Annotated in this window: 19 protein-coding genes, 6 tRNA genes and 1 riboswitch; of the genes, 19 read left to right on the top strand and 6 right to left on the bottom strand. The window is 59.4% G+C overall.

From position 1 onward, the window contains the following. Nucleotides 1-45: 45 nt before the first annotated feature. From argR to astE, 8 genes are all read left to right on the top strand, one after another. Entirely contained in the window at nt 46-1026 is a 981-nt protein-coding gene (gene argR / locus BFC21_RS11715) for a transcriptional regulator ArgR (protein WP_086798388.1), read from the top strand. A 284-nt stretch (nt 1027-1310) separates the two neighbouring features. Next, nucleotides 1311-2531 (top strand): aspartate aminotransferase family protein, encoded by a 1221-nt coding sequence (locus tag BFC21_RS11710; protein WP_088377939.1) that lies wholly within the window; start codon nt 1311-1313, stop codon nt 2529-2531. A gap of 241 nt (nt 2532-2772) precedes the next feature. Next, entirely contained in the window at nt 2773-3792 is a 1020-nt protein-coding gene (aruF, locus tag BFC21_RS11705; RefSeq protein ID WP_088377938.1) for an arginine/ornithine succinyltransferase subunit alpha, read from the top strand. Nucleotides 3793-3847: 55 nt separating this feature from the next. Beyond that, complete coding sequence (gene astA, locus BFC21_RS11700) at nt 3848-4885, top strand: arginine N-succinyltransferase (RefSeq protein WP_016782130.1); 1038 nt, start codon at nt 3848-3850, stop codon at nt 4883-4885. Beyond that, entirely contained in the window at nt 4882-6351 is a 1470-nt protein-coding gene (astD, locus tag BFC21_RS11695; protein WP_177342606.1) for a succinylglutamate-semialdehyde dehydrogenase, read from the top strand. Before astA ends, astD begins: the two co-directional genes overlap by 4 nt. Nucleotides 6352-6505: 154 nt before the next feature. After that, nucleotides 6506-7852 (top strand): N-succinylarginine dihydrolase, encoded by a 1347-nt coding sequence (astB, locus tag BFC21_RS11690; protein WP_088377936.1) that lies wholly within the window; start codon nt 6506-6508, stop codon nt 7850-7852. A gap of 69 nt (nt 7853-7921) precedes the next feature. Further along, on the top strand, nt 7922-8209 hold the full coding sequence (locus BFC21_RS11685; RefSeq protein WP_088377935.1) for a topoisomerase II: 288 nt from the start codon (nt 7922-7924) through the stop codon (nt 8207-8209). Between the two features lie 12 nt (nt 8210-8221). Then, nucleotides 8222-9232 carry a succinylglutamate desuccinylase gene (astE, locus tag BFC21_RS11680; RefSeq protein ID WP_120266152.1) on the top strand — a complete coding sequence of 337 codons (1011 nt, stop codon included), beginning with the start codon at nt 8222-8224 and terminating at the stop codon, nt 9230-9232. On the opposite strand, the gene BFC21_RS11675 is transcribed toward astE, so the two are convergent. Next, entirely contained in the window at nt 9229-10701 is a 1473-nt protein-coding gene (locus tag BFC21_RS11675) for a M91 family zinc metallopeptidase (RefSeq protein ID WP_120266151.1), read from the bottom strand. The two genes, astE and BFC21_RS11675, sit on opposite strands and share 4 nt — an antisense overlap. A gap of 113 nt (nt 10702-10814) precedes the next feature. After that, nucleotides 10815-11309, bottom strand: coding sequence for a 6,7-dimethyl-8-ribityllumazine synthase (locus tag BFC21_RS11670; protein ID WP_088377933.1), 495 nt, complete (start codon nt 11307-11309; stop codon nt 10815-10817). Nucleotides 11310-11440: 131 nt separating this feature from the next. Next, nucleotides 11441-11609, bottom strand: a riboswitch (FMN riboswitch). 215 nt (nt 11610-11824) lie between these two features. Here BFC21_RS11670 and ltaE point away from each other — a divergent pair. The 10 genes from ltaE (at nt 11825) to mgtE (ending at nt 20024) form a co-directional block, all read left to right on the top strand. Further along, nucleotides 11825-12829 carry a low-specificity L-threonine aldolase gene (ltaE, locus tag BFC21_RS11665; protein ID WP_088379513.1) on the top strand — a complete coding sequence of 335 codons (1005 nt, stop codon included), beginning with the start codon at nt 11825-11827 and terminating at the stop codon, nt 12827-12829. Between the two features lie 146 nt (nt 12830-12975). Further along, nucleotides 12976-15594: an alanine--tRNA ligase gene (gene alaS / locus BFC21_RS11660; RefSeq protein WP_088377932.1), complete on the top strand. Its 2619-nt coding sequence runs from the start codon at nt 12976-12978 to the stop codon at nt 15592-15594. Nucleotides 15595-15677: 83 nt separating this feature from the next. Further along, nucleotides 15678-16913, top strand: a complete 1236-nt coding sequence (locus BFC21_RS11655) for an aspartate kinase (RefSeq protein WP_120266150.1) — start codon at nt 15678-15680, stop codon at nt 16911-16913. Nucleotides 16914-17089: 176 nt separating this feature from the next. Beyond that, the gene (csrA, locus tag BFC21_RS11650; RefSeq protein ID WP_016782140.1) at nt 17090-17278 is read left to right on the top strand and encodes a carbon storage regulator CsrA; all 189 of its coding nucleotides are present in this window, start codon (nt 17090-17092) and stop codon (nt 17276-17278) included. A 61-nt stretch (nt 17279-17339) separates the two neighbouring features. Then, nucleotides 17340-17430: transfer RNA gene (locus BFC21_RS11645), tRNA-Ser, on the top strand. 106 nt (nt 17431-17536) lie between these two features. After that, nucleotides 17537-17613 (top strand) — tRNA-Arg (locus tag BFC21_RS11640). A 70-nt stretch (nt 17614-17683) separates the two neighbouring features. Continuing rightward, a tRNA-Arg gene (locus BFC21_RS11635) sits at nt 17684-17760 on the top strand. Nucleotides 17761-17830: 70 nt separating this feature from the next. After that, nucleotides 17831-17907 (top strand) — tRNA-Arg (locus BFC21_RS11630). A gap of 70 nt (nt 17908-17977) precedes the next feature. Continuing rightward, nucleotides 17978-18054: transfer RNA gene (locus BFC21_RS11625), tRNA-Arg, on the top strand. A 527-nt stretch (nt 18055-18581) separates the two neighbouring features. Continuing rightward, complete coding sequence (mgtE, locus tag BFC21_RS11620) at nt 18582-20024, top strand: magnesium transporter (RefSeq protein ID WP_016782141.1); 1443 nt, start codon at nt 18582-18584, stop codon at nt 20022-20024. A gap of 75 nt (nt 20025-20099) precedes the next feature. Here the strand turns inward: mgtE and BFC21_RS11615 are convergent, their stop codons facing one another. The 3 genes from BFC21_RS11615 to BFC21_RS27415 form a co-directional block, all read right to left on the bottom strand. Next, complete coding sequence (locus tag BFC21_RS11615; protein WP_016782142.1) at nt 20100-20426, bottom strand: Arc family DNA-binding protein; 327 nt, start codon at nt 20424-20426, stop codon at nt 20100-20102. 274 nt (nt 20427-20700) lie between these two features. After that, nucleotides 20701-20877 (bottom strand): PA3371 family protein, encoded by a 177-nt coding sequence (locus tag BFC21_RS27200; protein ID WP_162939320.1) that lies wholly within the window; start codon nt 20875-20877, stop codon nt 20701-20703. A gap of 28 nt (nt 20878-20905) precedes the next feature. Further along, complete coding sequence (locus BFC21_RS27415; RefSeq protein ID WP_177342585.1) at nt 20906-21334, bottom strand: hypothetical protein; 429 nt, start codon at nt 21332-21334, stop codon at nt 20906-20908. A 128-nt stretch (nt 21335-21462) separates the two neighbouring features. Here BFC21_RS27415 and BFC21_RS11605 point away from each other — a divergent pair. Continuing rightward, nucleotides 21463-21539 (top strand) — tRNA-Arg (locus BFC21_RS11605). 63 nt (nt 21540-21602) lie between these two features. Here BFC21_RS11605 and BFC21_RS11600 read toward each other — a convergent pair. Beyond that, the gene (locus BFC21_RS11600) at nt 21603-22790 is read right to left on the bottom strand and encodes a fumarylacetoacetate hydrolase family protein (protein WP_088377930.1); all 1188 of its coding nucleotides are present in this window, start codon (nt 22788-22790) and stop codon (nt 21603-21605) included. Nucleotides 22791-22916: the final 126 nt, after the last annotated feature.

The following is a 22916-nucleotide window of genomic DNA, read 5'->3' as shown; positions in this document are numbered from 1 at the left end:
TGGGTGTATTGGTTTTATTCCTGTTCTCGTTCCGGATAGCACGCTATGACCGCCCATCGAATTGGTTTCCTCATTTGGCCCAGCACCAAGGCCCTGACCCTGGCGCTGGCCGAGGAAGCGTTGCGTGTTGCCCAGCGCGTGCATCCTGAAGTCGTCTACGAATTGTTGTTCCTGCAGGCCGAAGCGCCGCTCGACGGTGCCTGGCAATTGCCCGGTGAGCCCTGGAACGGCAAGCTGGAAGGTTGCCAGAAACTGTTTTTGCTCGCCGATGAGCCGCCAGCGGCCCTGGCCCCGGCCTTGAGCAGTGCGCTCAAGCAGCTGGTGCGGGCAGGGTGCGTCATTGGCGGATTGTCAGCGGGCGTTTACCCGCTGGCACAACTGGGCTTGCTCGATGGTTACCGCGCGGCGGTTCACTGGCGCTGGCAGGATGATTTTGCCGAGCGCTTCCCCAAGGTGATTGCCACCAGTCATCTGTTTGACTGGGACCGGGACCGTCTCAGTGCCTGTGGCGGCTTGTCGGTGCTCGACCTGTTGCTGGCGGTGCTGGCTCGCGATCACGGTGCCGAGCTAGCTGGTGCGGTGTCCGAGGAACTGGTGGTCGAGCGCATCCGCGAAGGTGGCGAGCGTCAGCGCATTCCCCTGCAAAACCGCCTGGGTTCCAGCCATCCCAAGTTGACCCAGGCTGTGCTGCTGATGGAGGCCAATATCGAAGAGCCCCTGACCACCGACGAAATCGCCCAGCATGTGTGCGTTTCCCGTCGGCAACTGGAGCGCATCTTCAAGCAGTACCTTAACCGCGTACCCAGCCAGTACTACCTCGAACTGCGCCTGAACAAGGCGCGGCAGATGCTGATGCAAACCAGCAAGTCGATCATCCAGATCGGCTTGTCCTGTGGCTTCTCGTCGGGGCCGCACTTCTCCAGCGCCTACCGCAACTTTTTTGGCGCGACACCGCGTGAAGACCGCAACCAGCGCCGCAGCAGCAGCCCGTTCGAACTGTCGTCGGCACCCGCCGAGCGCGGCTGAAAATAGCCTGTCACTGCTTGCTGTCCAAACCTGCATGACTTGCCGTGATGGCAAGGCTCATGCATTTGCGGCAAATCAGCGCCCCGCAGTGCTGCCGTAAACACGCCCCAGCGTTTAAACTGCGCCTTTGTGACGGAATATGTCGCATTGTCGTAAGCCTTGGTAAATCGTGGTTTGGCGCTATAAGAAGTTGTCGCTTGGCGACAAGGCGAGCCCCCGATGTGTCCCTACAATCCCCCCATCGCTCGCCAGTTTAGGCAGGCGTTCCTCTTCAGGAGACTCCGATGTCCGTTGAGCAAGCCCCGGTGCAACGCGCCGATTTCGATCAGGTCATGGTTCCCAACTACGCACCTGCAGCCTTTATTCCTGTGCGTGGCGCCGGTTCCCGAGTGTGGGACCAGGCCGGTCGAGAGCTGATCGACTTCGCAGGCGGCATTGCCGTTAACGTACTGGGTCATGCGCATCCGGCGCTGGTTGGCGCGTTGACCGAGCAGGCGAATAGTCTCTGGCATGTGTCCAACGTGTTCACCAACGAGCCGGCCTTGCGCCTGGCCAAAAAGCTGGTGGATTCGACCTTCGCCGAGCGCGTGTTCTTCTGCAACTCGGGCGCTGAAGCCAACGAGGCCGCCTTCAAGCTGGCCCGTCGCGTGGCGCATGACCGTTTCGGCAGCGAGAAGTACGAAATCATCGCCGCGCTCAACAGCTTCCACGGCCGCACGCTGTTTACCGTGAACGTGGGCGGGCAGTCGAAGTACTCCGACGGTTTCGGTCCGAAAATCACCGGTATTACCCATGTCCCGTTCAACGATCTTGCCGCGCTGAAAGCGGCGATCTCGGACAAGACATGTGCCGTGGTGCTGGAACCGATCCAGGGCGAAGGCGGCGTGCTGCCGGCCGAGCAGGCTTACCTGCAGGGCGCCCGCGAACTGTGCGACCAGCACAATGCGCTGCTGGTGTTTGACGAAGTGCAAACCGGCATGGGCCGTACCGGCGAGCTGTTTGCCTATATGCATTACGGCGTGACCCCGGACATCCTCACCAGCGCCAAGAGCCTGGGCGGCGGTTTCCCGATCGCAGCCATGCTGACCACCGAAGCGTTGGCCAAGCATCTGGTCGTCGGTACCCACGGCACCACCTATGGCGGCAACCCGCTGGCGTGCGCCGTCGGCAATGCAGTGATCGATGTGATTAATACCCCGGAGGTGCTGCAGGGCGTCAAGGCCCGGCATGACCTGTTCAAGACCCGCCTTGAGCAAATCGGCCAGCAATACGGCCTGTTCACCGAAGTGCGCGGCATGGGCCTGTTGCTGGGGTGTGTATTGAGCGATGCCTGGAAGGGCCGCGCCAAGGACATTTTCAACGCCGCTGAAAAAGAAAACCTGATGATTCTGCAGGCCGGCCCTGACGTGGTGCGTTTTGCACCAAGCCTGGTGGTTGAAGAAGCCGATATCAAAGAAGGCCTGGATCGCTTCGAACGTGCCGTGAAGAATCTGACGCAAGCCTGAGTGTGACCCCGGCGCCTGGATTACCGGGTGCCTGACCTAATTTAATATGCCGAGTCAGGCTCAATGCACGGGGCTTTGAGTGTGGGAGCGGGCTTGCTCGCGATACAGGCGCCGCGGTGTGTCAGTCATGGCGCAGTGATGCCATCGCGGGCAAGCCCGCTCCCACAGTTGAGGTCCCGGGTGTACTCGACTGTTCGGCATGTTCCCCCTCTATGTGGTTCAAGGATTAAGGAGTGACACCATGCTGGTGATGCGCCCTGCGCAAATGGCTGATCTGGGCGAGGTACAGCGTCTGGCTGCGGACAGCCCGATTGGTGTCACTTCATTGCCCGACGATATCGAACGCCTGCGCGACAAGATCGCCGCGTCTGAAACCTCGTTTGCTGCCGAAGTCAGCTTCAATGGCGAGGAAAGCTACTTTTTCGTCCTTGAAGACACTGCCGCCGGCAAGCTGGTGGGCTGTTCGGCGATCGTGGCCTCGGCCGGTTACTCGGAGCCGTTCTACAGCTTCCGTAACGAGACGTTCGTGCACGCGTCCCGCGAGCTGAAGATCCACAACAAGATCCATGTCCTGTCGCAGTGCCATGACCTGACCGGTAACAGCCTGCTGACCAGTTTTTATGTGGTCCCGGAACTGGTGGGCTCGGCCTGGTCCGAACTCAACTCCCGTGGCCGCCTGCTGTTTGTGGCCAACCACCCGGAGCGTTTTGCCGATTCTGTGGTGACCGAGATCGTGGGCTATAGCGATGAAAATGGCGACTCGCCATTTTGGGACGCCATTGGCCGCAACTTCTTCGACCTGAACTATGCCGCCGCCGAGCGCCTGTGCGGGCTCAAAAGCCGCACCTTCCTCGCCGAGCTGATGCCCCATTACCCGATCTATGTGCCATTGCTGCCCGACTCTGCCCAGGAGGCAATGGGGCAGGTACATCCGCGTGCGCAGATCACCTTCGACATCCTGATGCGCGAAGGCTTCGAAACCGATCATTACATCGATATTTTCGACGGTGGCCCGACCCTGCATGCACGGGTGTCGGGCATCCGCTCCATCGCCCAGAGCCGCGTGGTGCCGGTCAAGATCGGCGAGTCGAGCAAAGGCGGCGGTCGTCAGTACCTGGTGGCCAACGCCCAGTTGCAGGATTACCGCGCGGTACTGCTGGAGCTGGATTGGGCGCCGGGCAAGCCGGTCACGCTGGATCTGGGAGCGGCCGAAGCACTGGGCGTTGGCGAAGGTGCCAGCGTGCGAGTGGTGGCGGTTTAACGCGTTTGAGCGAGTTTCGCGGGGGTCGTCAGCGAGCCCCGTCCAAGGAGATAGCATGATCGTTCGTCCTGTACGCAACAGCGATTTACCGGCCCTGATTGAGCTGGCACGCAGCACCGGCACCGGCCTGACCACCTTGCCGGCCAACGAAGAACGTTTGCTGCACCGGGTGACCTGGGCTGAGAAAACTTTCCGTGGCGAAGCCGAGCGCGGCGATGCGGACTACCTGTTCGTGCTGGAAAACGACGACGGCAAGGTGGTGGGAATTTCTGCCATTGCTGGCGCCGTGGGCTTGCGCGAGCCCTGGTACAACTTCCGTGTGGGCCTGACAGTCAGCGCCTCACAGGAACTGAATATTTACCGCGAAATCCCGACCCTGTTTCTGGCCAACGACCTGACCGGCAATTCCGAGCTGTGCTCGTTGTTCCTCAGTGCCGACTACCGCACCGGGCTCAATGGCCGCATGCTGGCCAAGGCGCGGATGCTGTTTATCGCCGAGTTCCCGGAGCTGTTTGGCAACAAGATCATTGCCGAAATGCGTGGCATGTCCGATGAAAACGGCCGCTCGCCGTTCTGGGAAAGCCTGGGTCGACACTTCTTCAAGATGGAGTTCAGCCAGGCTGACTACCTCACCGGTGTGGGCAACAAGGCCTTTATCGCCGAGCTGATGCCCAAGTTCCCGGTGTACACCTGCTTCTTGTCCGAGGATGCGCGTGCGGTGATCGGCAAGGTGCATACCCACACCGAGCCGGCCTTGAACATGCTCAAAAGCGAGGGTTTCAGCTATCAGGGTTACGTCGACATCTTCGACGCAGGCCCGGCGGTGGAGTGCGAAACCAGCAAGATCCGTGCGGTACGCGACAGCGAAGCGCTCGTGCTGGCCATCGGCACGCCGGGCGACGATGCCACGCCTTACCTGATGCACAACCGCAAACGCGAAGACTGCCGCATCACGGCCGCCCCGGCGCGTCTGGCTGCAGGCACCCTGGTGGTCGATCCGTTGACCGCCAAACGCTTGCAGCTGAGCGCGGGCGACCAGGTGCGCGCCGTTGCCTTGTCCGCCCAGCCAGTGGCCCCACGGGAGTCGAAATAATGAGTACGTTGTATATCGCAGGCACCTGGCAGAACGGCCAGGGCGAGGCTTTTGAATCATTGAACCCGGTGACCCAGCAAGTACTGTGGGCTGGCAAGGGGGCCGATGCCGGGCAAGTGGATGCGGCCGTCAAGGCTGCACGCCAGGCTTTCCCGGGCTGGGCAAAACGCACCTTCGAGCAGCGTCTGGCCGTGCTCGAAGCCTTTGCCGCGAGCCTTAAAAACCACGCCGACGAACTGTCGCGCTGCATCGGTGAAGAAACCGGCAAGCCCCTCTGGGAGTCGGCTACCGAAGTCACCAGCATGATCAATAAAGTGGCGATCTCGGTGCAAAGCTACCGCGAGCGCACGGGCGAGAAAAGCGGCCCGCTGGGCGATGCCACGGCTGTCTTGCGCCACAAGCCCCACGGTGTAGTGGCGGTTTTCGGCCCGTACAACTTCCCCGGCCATTTGCCCAACGGCCATATTGTCCCGGCGCTGCTGGCCGGTAACAGCGTGGTGTTCAAGCCAAGCGAACTGACCCCCAAAGTCGCCGAACTGACGGTCAAGTGCTGGATCGAAGCCGGGCTGCCCGCAGGTGTGCTGAATTTGCTGCAAGGTGCCCGTGAAACCGGTATCGCACTGGCAGCGCACACCGGCATCGACGGCTTGTTCTTCACCGGTTCCAGCCGCACCGGCAATGCCCTGCACCAGCAGTTTGCCGGGCGTCCGGACAAGATCCTGGCCCTGGAAATGGGTGGCAACAACCCGCTGGTGGTCGATCAGGTCGAGGATCTGGACGCGGCGGTCTACACCATCATCCAGTCGGCCTTTATTTCCGCCGGGCAGCGTTGCACCTGTGCCCGCCGCTTGCTGGTGCCGCAGGGCGCCTGGGGCGACAGTCTGCTGACGCGTCTGGTTGAAGTCAGCCAGAGTATCGAGGTGGGTGCATTTGATCAGCAGCCAGCGCCATTCATGGGGTCGGTGATTTCCCTGGGTGCCGCGCGTGCCTTGATGGATGCCCAGGAGGTGTTGCTGGGTTCGGGGGCCGTGGCCTTGCTGGAAATGCATCAGCCTGACAGCAATGCGGCCCTGCTGACACCGGGCATTATCGATGTCACAGAAGTCGGCGAGCGTTCGGATGAAGAGTTGTTCGGGCCACTGCTGCAAGTGATCCGCTACGCCGACTTTGACGCCGCGATAGCCGAGGCCAACAACACCGCGTTTGGTCTGGCGGCAGGCTTGCTGTCGGATTCCGAGGCGCGTTACCAGCAGTTCTGGCTTGAGAGCCGGGCTGGCATCGTCAACTGGAACAAGCAACTGACCGGCGCTGCCAGCAGTGCGCCGTTTGGTGGTATCGGGGCGTCGGGCAATCACCGCGCCAGTGCTTATTATGCGGCCGATTACTGCGCGTATCCGGTGGCTTCCCTTGAAACCCCGACACTGGCCTTGCCCGCAGCCCTGACCCCGGGCGTGCGCTTGTCGTAGCGCTTGTCCCGTCCCTGTGGGAGCGGGCTTGCCCGCGATAGCATCCGTGCGGCCTGACAGCAGCGCCGCGTCGCCAGCATCGCGAGCAAGCCCGCTCCCACGGGGGGTAAACAGTAAGACCTTTAGCCATACACCGTTTTCCGGAGCCTCGCTGATGAAGTCCTTTGAAGTCAATTTTGACGGTTTAGTGGGGCCGACCCATAACTACGGCGGTTTGTCGTTTGGCAACGTCGCCTCCCAGAGCAACAGCCAGCAGGCTTCCAACCCCAGGGAAGCCGCGCTGCAAGGCCTGGAAAAAATGAAAGCGCTAATGGACATGGGCTTTGTCCAGGGCGTGCTGGCACCGCAAGAACGCCCCGACGTGGCGGCGTTGCGCAGCCTGGGTTTTGCCGGTACCGACGCTCAGGTCATCGAGCGCGCCGCCAAGGAGGCCATGCCCTTGCTGGTCGCCAGTTGCTCGGCCTCCAGCATGTGGGTGGCCAATGCGGCCACGGTCAGCCCCAGTGCCGACACCGCTGACGGTCGCGTGCACTTCACCGCCGCCAACCTCAATTGCAAATACCACCGCAGCATCGAGCACCCGACCACCAGCCGCGTGCTGGGCGCGATGTTTGCCGATCAACAGCACTTTGCCCACCACGCGGCATTGCCGGCAGTGGCGCAGTTCGGCGACGAAGGCGCGGCCAACCACACACGCTTTTGTCGGGAGTATGGCGAGGCGGGCGTGGAGTTTTTCGTGTTTGGCCGCAGTGCCTTCGACAGCCGTTACCCGGCGCCGCAAAAATACCCGGCGCGCCAGACCCTGGAAGCTTCGCAAGCGGTGGCTCGTCTGCACGGCTTGAGCGAAGCGGGCGTGGTGTTTGCCCAGCAAAACCCGGCGGTCATCGACCAGGGTGTGTTTCACAACGACGTGATTGCCGTGGGCAATGGCGAGTTGTTGTTCCATCACCAGGATGCGTTCCTCAACACCGAGCAGATGCTCGCCGAGTTGCACGGCAAGCTGGCGGCGCGTGGCGGCAACTTCCAGTCGATCAGCGTGCCCCGCGATCAGGTCGCTGTGGAAGATGCTGTGCGCTCGTACCTGTTCAACAGCCAGCTGCTGAGCCGCGCCGATGGTTCGATGCTGTTGATCGTGCCTGAAGAGTGCCGCGCCAACCCGCGTGTGTGGCAGTACCTGCAAGGGTTGCTGGCGGCTGGCGGGCCAATCCGTGAGGTCAAGGTCTTCGACCTCAAGCAGAGCATGCAGAATGGCGGTGGCCCGGCGTGCCTGCGTCTGCGGGTCGCGCTCAATGAAACCGAGCTGGCGGCGGTCAACCCCGGTGTGATCATGACCCCGGCGCTGTACGACACCCTGACGGCCTGGGTGAACAAGCATTATCGCGATGCCCTGCGCGAAAGCGACCTGGCCGACCCTCAATTGTTACTTGAATGTCGCACGGCATTGGATGAATTGACGCAAATCCTTAAACTGGGCGCGGTTTACCCTTTCCAGATCAATTGAACGGCGGCGTGCCTGAGCGATCATGACGCCAGGCACGCCCCTTCCTCCCCCCCAAATGAGAGCGCCAAAATGACCGATACCCTGAAGCTGATCCTTGAAGACACCGATGGCACCCAGCTGGAAACTTCCTGCACCCGCGTTGCCGTGATGTGGCAGGGCAAGGAGCTGTGGATCCAGCAGGACGGCCATGGCCAGCTGCTGATCGGTGTTGACGTTGAAGAAGGCGATGCTGAATACGCCAACCTGCTGCTGCGCCCATTAGCGACTAACCTTGTGAGCCTGCAACTGGAAATGGAACCGGCTGATATGAGCGATGACGAAGACGGTCATGTACACGGTCCAGACTGCAACCACTGATAAGGAAGTTCTATGCTCGCTCTCGGCAAACTGCTTGAACTGACCCTGGCCGGACGTGAACCGGCCGAGAAGACTCAACTGACTGTCGACGGCGTGCGCATGCGCTGGCTGACCGAAGGCGCGCTGGAAGTACGCCCGCCGCAAGCGCTAGACAACGGCATGGATCTGTTGTTGTCGGCCGGCGTGCATGGCAATGAAACAGCGCCGATCGAATTGCTCGATCGCCTGTTGCAGGCCATCGCACGGGGCGTTATCAAGCCCCGTGCACGAATTCTGTTTTTGTTCGGCAACCCCGGTGCCATGCGTACCGGCGCGCGGTTTGTCGAAGAAGACCTCAACCGTCTGTTCAACGGTCGTCACGAAAGCAGCAGCGGCCCCGAGGCCCTGCGGGCCTGCGAGCTTGAGCACCTGGCCGAAACCTTTTTCAGCCTGCCTGATCGCACCCGTCTGCACTACGACTTGCACACTGCCATTCGCGGTTCGAAGATCGAGCAGTTTGCGTTGTATCCCTATAAAGAAGGTCGCGCCCACTCTCGCTCCGAGCTGGCGCGCTTGCGTGCGGCCGGGATGGAAGCGGTGTTGTTGCAAAACAAGCCTTCCATTGTCTTCAGTGCCTATACCTACGATCAGCTGGGCGCCGAGGCCTTTACCCTTGAGCTGGGCAAGGCCCGGCCTTTCGGGCAGAACGGCGAGGTCAATGTCGAGCGTCTTGAGCTGCGTTTGCAGCAGATGATCGAAGGCACCGAGCCGGCGCAGGCCGATACCTCGCTCGACGGCTTGCAGCTGTTCAGCGTGGCCCGCGAAGTCATCAAGCACAGCGATGCCTTTATCCTGCACTTGCCCGCCGGTGTCGAAAACTTCAGTGAGTTGCCCAAGGGCTATCTGCTGGCGCAGGACGCCGGCAAAACCCGCTGGATTATCGAGGAAGAGGGCGCGCGGATCATCTTCCCCAACCCCAAGGTCAAGAATGGCCTGCGCGCCGGTATCATCATCGCCCCCGCCAGCGCGGGCGAGCTGGGTTAATCCGGGTCAAGCTGGATGTAGCGCTTGCGCAATGGCAGGCCCAGCTCCTGGAGTATGCCGTTTTCGGTAAAGGGCGGCGGGTTGGTGTTTGTTGGCGGCGTCAACGGGTCTTTGTCGAAATCGAAGGGCGGGACGTCGGCGGGCAAGCCTACGGCCTGCAGCTCCTCGTTTGCGGTCTGGTTCGCTGGCATGCCAGGGTACAGCGGCTCGGGGCTGGAACCTGAAAAAACGGTGCCCGTGACATAGTTGTACGCGTGGCAAAGCTCGTGATACAGCGAGGCCAGGGGCACCGAGTCGGCTTTTTGGTGGGAGCGATTGTAGTAGACCGTCCCGCCAAAGGTGCCCCGGCTTGCGCGGTTGTCATGAATCCACGGCGCAGTCATGAGCTGAGAGGGAATATACATCCCGTTGTCCAGGTGCTTGAGTTCAACAATGGTGATGGGTTTTTTCCTGTCGTGAATGCTGTTGCTCAACACTTGCAGCAGTTTTTGCCCGTGAGTTGAGCCCAGCAGCAGTTTCAGGTCATCGGTTACCCGCTCAATAAACGCGTCACTGCCCTGGATGACCAGGCCTGAGCTGGCCCAGGGCTGTGCCTCGACAGTGCTGACCTGGCGGTGGCGGGTGCCGGATGTCAGGGTGCCATTGCTGATGATTGTGAGCGGGCTTTTCGCGTGTGCCCGGTCGTTGTCCTTGATCCCGACAATGGCATCTTCGCCCAGGCCGGTATACAGCGCATTGCTGCCCTGGCCCGGGTATAGCAGGTCTTCGCCGTCGCCCCCGCTGATGATGCTGTGTTGTTCACCGCCGATGGCAATATCATTGCCTTCCCCGGTTTCGATATAGCATCTGCCTGCTCCCCCCCGAACAAAGTCATTGCCCTTGCCGGCGTACACCGTCAGGTTGCCGCGGCCATTGGCATTGACCAGATCATCGCCGGCGCCGGTTTCGATATAGACGGGGCCGTCGCCGGTGATCACGCGATCATTGCCGGGGCCGGTGTGGACTTCGGCAGGACCGGTGCTGGTGAGCACCGTGTCATCGCCCGCGCCGGTCCGCACATGGCAGGGTTGCAGCACATTGGCGGCAATGTAGACCGTGTCGTTGCCGTCCAGGGTGATGATTTCGATGATCTGCCGGCTGCTGGCGGGGATGACGCGAAAACGCAGGTGGTTGATATCGATCAACAGCCCGTTGTCGGCGCGGGTGATCAGCACGGTCCGATGCAGGCCTTCGATCGAGAAAACCAGCCGGTCGGTGGTCTGGGCGTGCGTCGCAAACTCGCTGACAATGCGGTCAATGGTCACGCTCTGCTGGTTGTGGACAAAACTGTGGGTGCGCTTTTCAGTGGTCTCGGGGGCCACTTCGAAGGTGGCGACGGTTGCGTTCGGGTTTGTGTAGGCGCCATCAATGGTGAATTCATGGGCGATGGCAGGTCGCGAGGGGGAGGCTGAAGGGGTAAATGAGGTCATCACAAGTGCTCCGCTGAATAAAGGCTTATTCAAGCGGGTGTGCAGCAGGTGCAGGTGTTAGATAAATAGGTGAACCAGGCCCCTTGATCGGGGCCCGGAGCGGCGCAGCTAAATTACACTGCGCGCTTTTGCTGCGGATCCAGGCGCTTGATAGCGCGGATTTTCTGCAGTGTATCCACGCATGTTCTGGCCGCTTCCTGGCCCTTGTGAACGAAGTGCTCAAAGAAAAACTTCTGATGCTCTTCGCCGGCATGGAAGTGGTGCGGGGTCAGGCTCACGGAGAACACCGGCACTTCAGTTTCAAGTTGCACTTGCATCAGGCCGCTGACGACCGAGTGGGCAACAAAATCGTGACGGTAGATGCCGCCGTCCACGACCAGGGCGGCGCCGACGATCCCGGCGTAACGACCGGTCTTGGCCAGCAGCTTGGCGTGCAGCGGGATCTCGAACGCGCCGCCGACTTCAAAGAAATCGATGTCGCTTTCCTGATAGCCCAGCACCAGCATTTCGGCCAGGAAGCCCTTGCGGCTCTGGTCGACAATCTCTTTGTGCCAGGAAGCCTGGATAAACGCGACACGTTCGTTGTGGTGAATAGCTGTAGGTTGCATGTTCAGATTCCTGTTTGTGTGAAAAACAGGGCATATGAATCGAATGGGATTAAAGGGTGCGTTCAGGTGGGCAGCGCACGGCTGTTCGGCATCGCCACTTGCCCACCCGGTTGACGGCCCTTTGGCGCCAATCCCGTTCTCTCTTCATCCGGACTATGACCGTCGGCCCCGGGATCACACCGGGTCTGCTGACCTTGACCTATTCTCAACCGGAGCCGGAATCTGCCGAGCGCTCGCGGGCTATGCGCTTTGCGCGCAATTACCGCCGGTGGGGAGTCGCACCCCGCCCTGAGAACGTTGCCGCCAGCCATTCTGGCGGCGGGCATTTTGTATCACAATTTTTTCGGTGATGCATGGCTGCTTTTTGCTAATAGCTATCAATTTTTTTGCTGTGTTAGCCGTGGCTGGTCAGGCCCACCCTTGAAAAAACCCTGGCCGACGTGCCGTACTCTTGTTCGAAAGGGAATTCCCCGATTAGCATCCAATGCTGATTATCTATTGCCGAGGCCGCTTCCATGACTGTTATCGATCTTCGTAGTGACACCGTGACCCAACCCACCACCGGCATGCGCGAGGCAATGGCCAATGCGCCGCTGGGCGACGATGTGTATGGCGAAGATCCTTCGGTCAACAAGCTGGAGTCCGAACTGGCATTGCGCCTGGGCTTTGCCAAAGGGCTATTCGTGCCCACCGGCACCATGAGCAACCTGCTGGCGCTGATGGCCCATTGCGGGCGCGGTGATGAATATATCGTGGGGCAGCAGGCCCACACCTATAAGTATGAAGGCGGCGGGGCGGCGGTCCTGGGCTCCATCCAGCCGCAACCGCTGGAGGTGCAGGCCGATGGTTCGCTCGATCTGGGGCAGGTGGCCGCTGCGATCAAGCCCGACGACTTCCACTTTGCCCGCACCCGCTTGCTCGCGCTGGAAAACACCATGCAGGGCAAGGTGCTGCCCACCGAATACCTGGCGGCAGCCAGCCGGCTGACCCGTGAGCACGGCCTGGCGCTGCATCTTGATGGCGCACGGCTGTACAACGCAGCGGTCAAGCTGGGTGTGGACGCCGGTGATATCACCCGCCACTTCGATTCGGTCTCGGTGTGCCTGTCCAAGGGCCTGGGGGCGCCGGTGGGCTCGGTGTTGTGCGGCACCGCCGACTTGATCGCCCGGGCGCGGCGGCTGCGCAAGATGGTCGGCGGCGGCATGCGCCAGTCAGGTCAGTTGGCGGCTGCCGGGCTGTATGCGCTGGATCATCAGGTGGCGCGCCTGGCCGATGACCATGCCAACGCCCAATTGCTGGCAGACGGCCTGCGCGCAGCCGGCTATGACGTCGAGCCGGTGCAGACCAATATGGTCTACGTCCAGATTGATGAGCGCGCCGAGGCGCTCAAGGCCTTTGCGGCCCAGCAGGGCATCAGGCTCAGCGCGGCGCCACGCTTGCGAATGGTGACGCACATGGATGTCAGTCGCAGTCAGATCGAGCAGGTGATCGCTGTTTTTGCCGAGTTTTCCCGCCAATAAGCTTTCAATCCGTCCAATTGCTTGTCGCTATCGTATAAACACGCTGTACCCGGGGCGAAGGGCCGATATAATGCGGCCCTTTGCGAGTCGCACTGTCGATTGACGTGATTTACTTGCCTCTGGCCGCAGCCTCCGTGGAAGAACCTATGAAAAGCGCAGAAATCCGTGAAGCCTTCCTTCGCTTCTTCGAGGAGCAAGGTCACACCCGTGTCCCTTCCAGCTCCTTGGTCCCTAATAACGACCCGACCCTGCTGTTCACCAACGCGGGGATGAACCAGTTCAAGGACTGTTTCCTGGGTCAAGAAAAACGTGCCTACACCCGGGCGACCAGCAGCCAGAAGTGCGTGCGGGCCGGCGGCAAGAACAGCGACCTGGAAAACGTCGGTTACACCGCCCGTCACCACACCTTCTTTGAAATGCTCGGCAACTTCAGCTTTGGCGATTATTTCAAGAAGGATGCGATCAACTTCGCCTGGACCTTCCTCACCGGTGTGCTCAAGTTGCCTAAAGACAAGCTCTGGGTAACCGTCTACGCCAGCGATGACGAAGCCTACGACATCTGGACCAAAGACGTCGGCGTGCCTGCCGAGCGCATGATCCGCATCGGCGACAACAAGGGCGCACCGTACGCATCGGACAACTTCTGGACCATGGGCGATACCGGCCCGTGCGGTCCGTGCACCGAGATTTTCTATGATCACGGCCCTGAAATCTGGGGTGGCCCGCCGGGCTCGCCAGACGAAGACGGTGACCGTTACATCGAAATCTGGAACAACGTATTCATGCAGTTCAACCGCACCGCCGATGGCGTGTTGCATCCGTTGCCAGCACCGTCGGTAGACACCGGCATGGGCCTGGAGCGGATCAGTGCGGTGATGCAGCACGTCAACTCCAACTACGATATCGACCTGTTCCAGAGCTTGCTGACCGCAGCGGCTGACGCGATCGGCTGCGCCAACGAAGGCCAGGCCTCGCTCAAGGTTGTAGCGGACCATATCCGTTCGTGCAGCTTCCTGATCGCCGATGGCGTGCTGCCGTCGAACGAAGGTCGCGGCTATGTACTGCGCCGCATCATTCGTCGCGCCTGCCGTCACGGCAACAAGCTGGGCGCTACCGGCAATTTCTTCTACAAGATCGTCGCGGCCCTGGTGGCCGAGATGGGTGAAAGCTTCCCGGAGCTGGTGCGCGAGCAGGCCAACATCGAGCGTGTACTTAAAGCCGAAGAAGAGCAGTTCTCCAAGACCCTGGAGCAGGGCCTGAAAATCCTCGAGCTGGACCTGGCTGAGCTCAAGGGCACCGTGGTGCCTGGTGACGTAGTGTTCAAGCTCTACGACACCTACGGCTTCCCGATGGACCTGACCGCCGACATCGCCCGCGAGCGTAACCTGACCGTGGACGAAGAAGGCTTCGAGCGCGAGATGGAAGCCCAGCGTGTGCGTGCCCGTTCGGCCAGCTCCTTTGGCCTGGACTACAACACCCTGGTCAAGGTCGACGTGCCGACCGAATTTGTTGGTTACAACGCTACCCAGGCTTCGGCCAAAGTGGTTGCCCTGTACAAAGAAGGGCAGTCGGTTACCAGCCTGAACGAAGGCGACGAGGGCGTGGTGATTCTCGACCAGACCCCGTTCTATGCCGAATCGGGCGGTCAGGTCGGCGATTGCGGTTATCTGCAAGCTGGCGCTGCGCGCTTTGATGTGCGCGACACCACCAAGACCGGCGGTGCCTTCCTGCATCACGGTGTGGTTGCTGCGGGCGGCCTGAAAGTGGACGAAACCGTTGATGCCCAGGTGGATGCCGATGTGCGTCACGCCACGGCCCTGAACCACTCGGCCACGCACTTGCTGCACGCCGCCTTGCGTCAGGTGCTGGGCGAACACGTTCAGCAGAAGGGTTCCCTGGTAGACAGCCAGCGCATGCGTTTCGACTTCAGCCACTTTGAAGCGATCAAGCCTGAGCAGATCAAGGCGCTGGAAGATATCGTCAACGCCGAGATTCGCAAGAATACCCCGGTCGAAACCGAAGAAACCGACATCGAAACCGCCAAGCAAAAAGGCGCCATGGCGCTGTTTGGCGAGAAGTACGGTGACAACGTGCGCGTGCTGAGCATGGGCGGCGATTTCTCGGTTGAGCTGTGTGGCGGTATCCACGCCAAGCGCACCGGTGATATCGGCCTGATGAAAATCATCAGCGAAGGTGGCGTGGCCTCGGGTATTCGTCGTATTGAAGCCGTGACCGGCGCAGCCGCACTGGCTTACCTGAATGCTGGCGAAGAGCAGCTCAAGGAAGCTGCCAGCCTGGTCAAGGGTTCGCGCGAGAACCTGGTCGACAAACTGTCGGCTGTGCTGGAACGTAACCGCCAGCTGGAAAAACAGCTTGAGCAATTGCAGGCCAAGGCCGCAAGCGCTGCCGGTGATGACCTGTCATCGTCGGCAGTGGACGTAAAAGGCGTGAACGTATTGACCGCTCGCCTGGACGGTCAAGATGGCAAGGCGCTTCTGGCGCTGGTTGATCAGCTGAAGAACAAGCTCGGTCGTGCAGTGATCCTGCTCGGCAGTGTCCATGAAGACAAGGTTGTACTGGTTGCAGGCGTGACCAAGGACCTGACTGGCCAACTCAAAGCCGGTGATTTGATGAAGCAGGCTGCTGCGGCAGTGGGCGGGAAGGGCGGTGGTCGTCCGGACATGGCGCAAGGTGGTGGTGTTGATGCTGCAGCCCTGGATGCCGCGCTGGCCCTGACCGTGCCATTTGTCGAGCAGGGTATCTGAGGTCCAGAACGCGCCGTTGTCTAGTAACGGCGCGTCGTTTGAATGATAAATGGGCGCCCTTTAGGGGCTGAGGCTGCTTTGAAATGGCTTTGATCGTACAGAAATTCGGAGGCACCTCGGTCGGCACTGTCGAGAGAATCGAGCAGGTCGCCGATAAAGTTAAGAAGTTCCGCGAAGCCGGCAATGATCTGGTGATCGTGCTTTCGGCAATGAGCGGTGAAACCAATCGCCTCATCGACCTGGCCAAGCAGATCAGCGATCAGCCGTTGCCGCGTGAGCTGGATATGATTGTATCCACGGGTGAGCAGGTGACCATTGGTCTGCTGTCTATGGCGCTGAACAAGCGCGGCGTACCAGCGGTGTCCTACACCGGTAGCCAGGTGCGCATCCTTACGGACAGTTCGCACACCAAAGCCCGCATCCTGAAAATTGACGACCAGAAGATTCGCGCAGACCTGCAGGCCGGGCGTGTGGTTGTGGTTGCAGGTTTCCAGGGTGTTGACGAGCTCGGCAATATCACCACGCTGGGCCGTGGTGGCTCCGACACTACAGGTGTAGCGCTGGCAGCGGCCCTCAAGGCCGATGAATGCCAGATCTATACCGATGTCGATGGCGTTTACACCACCGATCCGCGGGTAGTGGCCAAAGCCCAGCGCCTGGAAAAGATCACCTTCGAAGAAATGCTGGAAATGGCCAGCCTGGGCTCCAAGGTGTTGCAGATCCGCGCAGTCGAGTTCGCAGGCAAGTACAACGTTCCGCTGCGCGTTTTGCACAGCTTCAAGGAGGGTCCAGGTACCCTCATTACTATTGATGAAGAGGAATCCATGGAACAGCCGATCATTTCTGGTATCGCGTTCAATCGCGACGAAGCCAAGCTGACCATCCGTGGCGTACCGGACACCCCGGGCGTGGCGTTCAAGATTCTGGGCCCGATCAGCGCGGCCAACATCGAAGTCGACATGATCGTGCAGAACGTTGCGCACGATAACACCACCGATTTCACCTTTACCGTACACCGCAATGACTACAACTCGGCGCAAAGCGTGCTGGAAAACACGGCCCGTGAAATCGGTGCTCGCGAAGTGGTGGGTGACACCAACATTGCCAAGGTTTCGATTGTCGGTGTGGGCATGCGCTCCCACGCAGGTGTTGCCAGCCGCATGTTTGAATCCCTGGCCAAAGAGAACATCAACATCCTGATGATCTCCACCTCCGAAATCAAAGTCTCGGTGGTGATTGAAGAGAAGTACCTGGAGCTGGCCGTGCGTTCCCTGCACACGGCTTTTGATCTGGATGCACCTGCCCGCCAGGGCGAGTAAACGTTGTGCCAGGGGCGCGGTTGATCCGCGCCCTTTGTTTTTTTGGCTTGTGTGGGCGTACGTCGTCATGCGGGTCAATACTAAGGAGCGGCGGGCTATAGCTGTTTAGCTAGTAGTCCGAAGCCCTTTTTTTTTGCAGACTGTTGTCCCTGAAATGAAAGCGTGAGGAGAAACGTATGCTGATTCTGACTCGCCGTTGTGCGGAAAGCCTGATCATAGGCGATGGCGAAATTACCGTGACCGTTCTCGGTGTCAAAGGCAACCAGGTGCGCATTGGTGTGAATGCTCCCAAGGAAGTGGCCGTGCACCGTGAAGAGATCTACCTGCGGATCAAGAATGAAAAGGGCGAAGAACCAAGTCTTTAATTTTATTTAAGTTTTTAGTTGCATGCGGGGAAAAGGCTGGTTATTATACGCCCCGTGTTGCGGAGAGGTGGCCGAGTGGCCGAAGGCGCTCCCCTGCTAAGGGAGTACATCTCAAAAGGGTGTCGGGGGTTCGAATCCCCCCTTCTCCGCCATTATTCATGTAGCACGTTGGGTCTGGCAGGTTTCGATAAGTTGTTGAAATTATTGAAAAAAATCTTGCCAGAGAGATTCAACGGTCTATAATGCGCCGCTTCAAATGCACTCGTAGCTCAGCTGGATAGAGTACTCGGCTACGAACCGAGCGGTCACAGGTTCGAATCCTGTCGAGTGCACCATTTAAGAGTCAATTGCTTCGGCGGTTAACTTGGCTTCAACCAGGGTGGTCTGGTCTATCAAACACAACTTGCACTCGTAGCTCAGCTGGATAGAGTACTCGGCTACGAACCGAGCGGTCACAGGTTCGAATCCTGTCGAGTGCACCATTTAAGAGTCAATTGCTTCGGCGGTTAACTCGGCTTCAACCAGGGTGGTCTGGTTTATCAAACACAACTTGCACTCGTAGCTCAGCTGGATAGAGTACTCGGCTACGAACCGAGCGGTCACAGGTTCGAATCCTGTCGAGTGCACCATTTAAGAGTCAATTGCTTCGGCGATTAACTTGGCTTCAACCAGGGTGGTCTGGTCTATCAAACACAACTTGCACTCGTAGCTCAGCTGGATAGAGTACTCGGCTACGAACCGAGCGGTCACAGGTTCGAATCCTGTCGAGTGCACCAAACACCAAAAAGCCCGCACCTTGTGCGGGCTTTTTGCTGTCTGCGATTTGACGATTGCTGTCATCCTGGCGACTTGTCTTCTGTTTATTCTGGTTCTTGTAGCAGTTGACGAGCAGCGCGAGGCTACGTTCGGCTGCGCAGCAGTCGTAGACCATGCGACCCGCCAATTCAGATGCACCGTGATTTACGGGTTTGCGACGATTACATCGTCGCACGCAGCCTCGCGCAGCTCGACAGCTGCTACAAGGCTGAGTTTCATCTTTGAGTTGTGTCCTGCGACTCTCATCCTGCGTCGCACAAGCAGTGCGCAGGCACCGTATGACGGTGCTTCGCAAGCTTTTGTTATTGCCAAGATTTTTGCGTCATTAATTTTCAAGCCGTGTATGATTGCGCCCGTCAGCCCCGCCGGGGCTTGTGGAATACCTCCATGGACTTACCCAGTAGTAACTCAGCATCCCGCTTTACCAATCATGAATTGACTGATTGATCCTTCCGGCGTGCCCTGCTGCTGGGAGTGGAGTTCGCCTATGACCGAAGTTGAAGTAAAGAAAACACAAGAAAGCCTGCAAAGCCGCCTTGCTCAAGTTATCGAGCTGCTTAATCGCCAGCGTGTGGTCGAAGACCTGACACATCGTCAGGAAGGCCATCACCATGACCGGGTCGAGAATCTGGTCCACCGGCAGAACCTTGTTGAACTCCAGCGCAAGCTGGAAGACCTGCACTCCGCAGACGTTGCCTATATCCTCGAAGCATTGCCCCTGGACGACCGCCTGACGGTCTGGCAGCTGGTCAAGGCTGATCGCGATGGCGACATCCTGCTTGAAGTATCCGATTCGGTGCGTGAAACCCTGATCGCCGACATGGACGATCACGAGCTCCTGGCAGCCGCCAAGGAGATGGACGCCGACGAACTTGCTGACCTGGCCCCCGAGCTGCCGCGAGACGTCGTCCATGAGCTGATGGAGACCCTGGATGGCCAGCAGCGTGAGCGTGTCCGCTCCGCACTGTCCTATAACGAGGATCAAGTCGGCGCCCTGATGGACTTCGAGATGGTGACCATCCGTGAGGACGTCAGCCTTGAAGTCGTACTGCGTTACCTGCGTCGTCTCAAGGAACTGCCGGGCCATACCGACAAACTGTTTGTGGTCGATTACGACGGTGCCCTCAAGGGCGTGTTGCCGATCAAGCGTTTGCTGGTCAACGACCCTGAAAAACAAGTGTCGGAAGTCATGGCCAACGACCCGGTGAGTTTTCACCCGGACGAGGATGCCTACGATGCGGCCCAGGCCTTTGAACGTTATGACTTGATTTCGGCTCCTGTAGTCGACAAAAACGGCAAGCTGATCGGCCGTCTGACCATCGATGAAATGGTCGACCTGATTCGTGAAGAGAGCGAAAACGAAGTTCTCAACATGGCCGGTCTGCGTGAAGAAGAGGACATTTTCGCCTCGGTGTGGAAATCCCTGCGTAACCGTTGGGCCTGGCTGGCAGTCAACCTGGTTACGGCATTTATTGCGTCGCGGGTGATTGGCCTGTTCGAAGGCTCGATTGAGAAGCTGGTGGCCCTGGCCGCGCTGATGCCCATCGTGGCCGGTATTGGCGGTAACTCCGGTAACCAGACCATTACCATGATCGTCCGCGCGATGGCCCTGGATCAGGTCAATACCGGCAGCACTTCGCGGCTGATGCGCAAGGAGCTGGCCGTAGGCTTGATCAATGGCCTGGTGTGGGGTGGGGTGATCGGTGTTGTAGCTTATCTGCTGTACGGCAGTTGGTCGCTGGGCGTGGTGATGACTGCGGCCATGACTCTTAACCTGCTGCTGGCCGCGTTGATGGGGGTATTGATACCCATGACACTGGCCCGCCTGGGGCGTGACCCGGCTATGGGTGCAAGCGTGATGATCACGGCGATGACCGACAGTGGCGGGTTCTTTATCTTCCTGGGGCTGGCGACCATCTTCCTGCTCTGATCAGGGTGTACCCGGCGTGAACAGCGCCCATAAAAAAAGCCAGCATCCGCTGGCTTTTTTTATGCCTCAATTAAATCAGGATTCTTCAGAGGCTGCTTCAGCATCGTGAGCAATCAGTGATACCAGGGCATTTTGCTGGCGGTGGGACAGCTGGCGGAAGCGTTGCAGCAGCTCACGTTCATGCAGGGAAAGCTCGGGGCTGTCCAGGCGCATGCTCAGCTCGTCACCCAGTACGCCTTCCTGGATAAGGCTTTGCTCGAGGCGAGCAATGATTTCAGAGTTCATGCTGCGATGATGGTTGCGAGCCACTTCGGCGATGCGCTCGCGCATTCCGTCTGGCAGGCGAACGACGAACTTGTCAGCCGTGCGGCTGGAGTAAATAGCCTGTTTCAATGGGCGCATTTTAGTTAACCGGTTAGTTCAGGGGAGCGGTTCTCGGGAATTGGCCGCAGGATGTGCTTAAGACCGTCCTTATAGCCAAATGTTCAACCTGAATTGCTAAGAGGCGCGCATCATGCCTCAAATCTGCCACTTCCCTGGCGTCAATTCTGTGACAAATATTGAACCGGATAAAGGCGTTATGCCAGTAGCGATTGTTAAAAATATACACTTGAATGGCTGAAGTCGCGATCCATCCATCGTATTGAAGAGGCTGAGCCCTTGTTTGTCGGCAATCTCAGCGCAATTGCGGGTCAAATTTGAACCGTCGGCCAAGCACCAGAGCGACCAGCCAGCAGCCGAAAAACACCGCAGCAGCGATCAAGGGCAGATTGCCCAACTCGTTACGGGTGAAGACATCCAGGGCAAGGCTCGACAGCGCCAGCATTAACAGACCCAAAGCGATTTTGGACATGGTTTCCTACCCCTCTCTGAATGTGTGTTCAAAAGACCCAGCGTTCACCCGCAGGGGCCTGGTCGGCAACGGGCTGATTGGTCGCCAGGCGAGGTGTCACACGACGGGACTCTTTCATTACCGCAACCTGTGGCAGCGGCGGGTTGAAGGTAGCTGTCATTTCAACAGGCTGCCCGGTCGAAGCGGGCTCGGGCTGGAAGTGAAAGACCAGCAATACGGCCAGCGCGAGGGTGTTTAACAGTATTAGCGTGCTGTTCATGGCGGTCATCTCTGAGAGCATGGACGGGATACTGTTGATAGAGCAGTCTTCGTGCCAACTGTAATAAGACGTAAAAGCCTTATAAAACAACGTGTTGAGCTGCATATTCAAGAGTGTTTGATTGCATTTTGCAATGATGGCTTTTTGATGTAGTGCAAATTGCACGATGGTGGTTGGGGCCGCCGCGGTGCTGCGCAATCGATCGCAGCCTCAGTGCTGCTGCTCAGTGCCTGCAGAAATCTATTACAGGCAATGTCTTACACTTAAAAAGACCACTCACGACATGACAAACAAAGGCATGCCCGTTACCATGCACGCCGTTATTTGTCTCAGTAGCTCAATTGGATAGAGCATCCCCCTCCTAAGGGGAAGGTTGCAGGTTCGAACCCCGCCTGGGACACCAGATACGCAAAGGCCCCGCACTGTTGATCAGGCGGGGCCTTTTTTGTGGCGTTCAATCAGCCATTCAGGCCTGCCCCAGCAACCCGCGTACCGCCAGGCTCTTCATCAGCGCGCTGACCCCGAACGCCCATTGTGGCGCCTGGTCGCTGCCAGTCACGCGGTTGTGCAACGCCCCCAGTGTCGGCGACGAAATACTGACCACGTCATCGGCCTTGTGGGTAAAACCCTGGCCCGGTTGGTCACGGTCTTCGGTGGGGGCGAACAGGGTGCCCAGGAACAGCACAAAACCGTCCGGGTACTGGTGGTTGGCATTGAGCGTCTGTGCGGCCAGGTCCGCCGGGTCGCGGCTGATCTGGTTCATCGAGCTTTTGCCGTCCAGCACATAGCCGTCGGTGCCTTCCACGCGCAGGGTCACTTCGCAGTGGCGCACGTCGTCGAGGCTGAAATGTTCGTCGAACAGGCGAATAAACGGCCCCAGTGCGCAGGAGGCGTTGTTGTCCTTGGCCTTGCTCAGCAGCAGCGCGCTGCGCCCCTCGAAGTCGCGCAGGTTGACGTCGTTGCCCAGGGTCGCGCCGTGGATCCGGCCCTGGCTGTCGACGGCCAGCACCACTTCCGGCTCCGGGTTGTTCCAGCTTGAGCCGGGGTGGATACCGATGGCGCAGCCACTGCCCACGGCGGCAAGGATGGGGGCCTTGGTAAAGATTTCCGCATCCGGGCCGATGCCGACTTCCAGGTACTGCGACCACATGTGTTGTTCGATCAGCACTTGCTTGAGGCGCATGGCTTCGGGCGAACCGGGGCGCAGGTCACGCAGGTTGTCGCCAATCACGTCCTGTACCAGGGCGCGGATTTCCTGGGCGCGCAAGGCATCGCCGCCGGCTTTTTCTTCGATGACCCGTTCGATCATGCTGGCGGCAAAGGTCACGCCCGCCGCCTTGATCACTTGCAGGTCGGCCGGGGCCAGCAGGTAAGGTTTGGTGCTGTCGCGCTGCTCGCCGCTGTTGGCGAGCAATGCGTCAATCGCGCCCAGCGAAGTGCCCCTGATTTCGCGCACGGCTTGCAACGGGTTGTCGCTGTCGAGCAGCAGGCTCAGGGTGGGGAAGTGGGCCGTGCAGTCGATCACTTCGCCCTCACGAATCACCACCACAGCCGGGCCGCCACGTTCGCCGGGCAACCACACGCGACCGACCAGGGTGGCGCGTTGCCAGTCGTCGGGCAGGCTGTTTTCTACGGTCAGATTGAGCGTTTGCATAAGCGGGATCCTTGAAAAAGCAGGTCGTGTGGGCGCGGGCTTGCTCGCGATGCTGGCGCTGCGGTTTGTCAGGTAAACCGAGGTGATGCCATCGCGAGCAAGCCCGCTCCCACAGGTCATGTGTGT

The sequence above is a fragment of the Pseudomonas sp. TMW 2.1634 genome (assembly GCF_001703595.1).
In the GTDB taxonomy this organism is placed as follows: domain Bacteria; phylum Pseudomonadota; class Gammaproteobacteria; order Pseudomonadales; family Pseudomonadaceae; genus Aquipseudomonas; species Aquipseudomonas fragi.
This window is presented reverse-complemented; position numbering and strand designations above follow the sequence as displayed.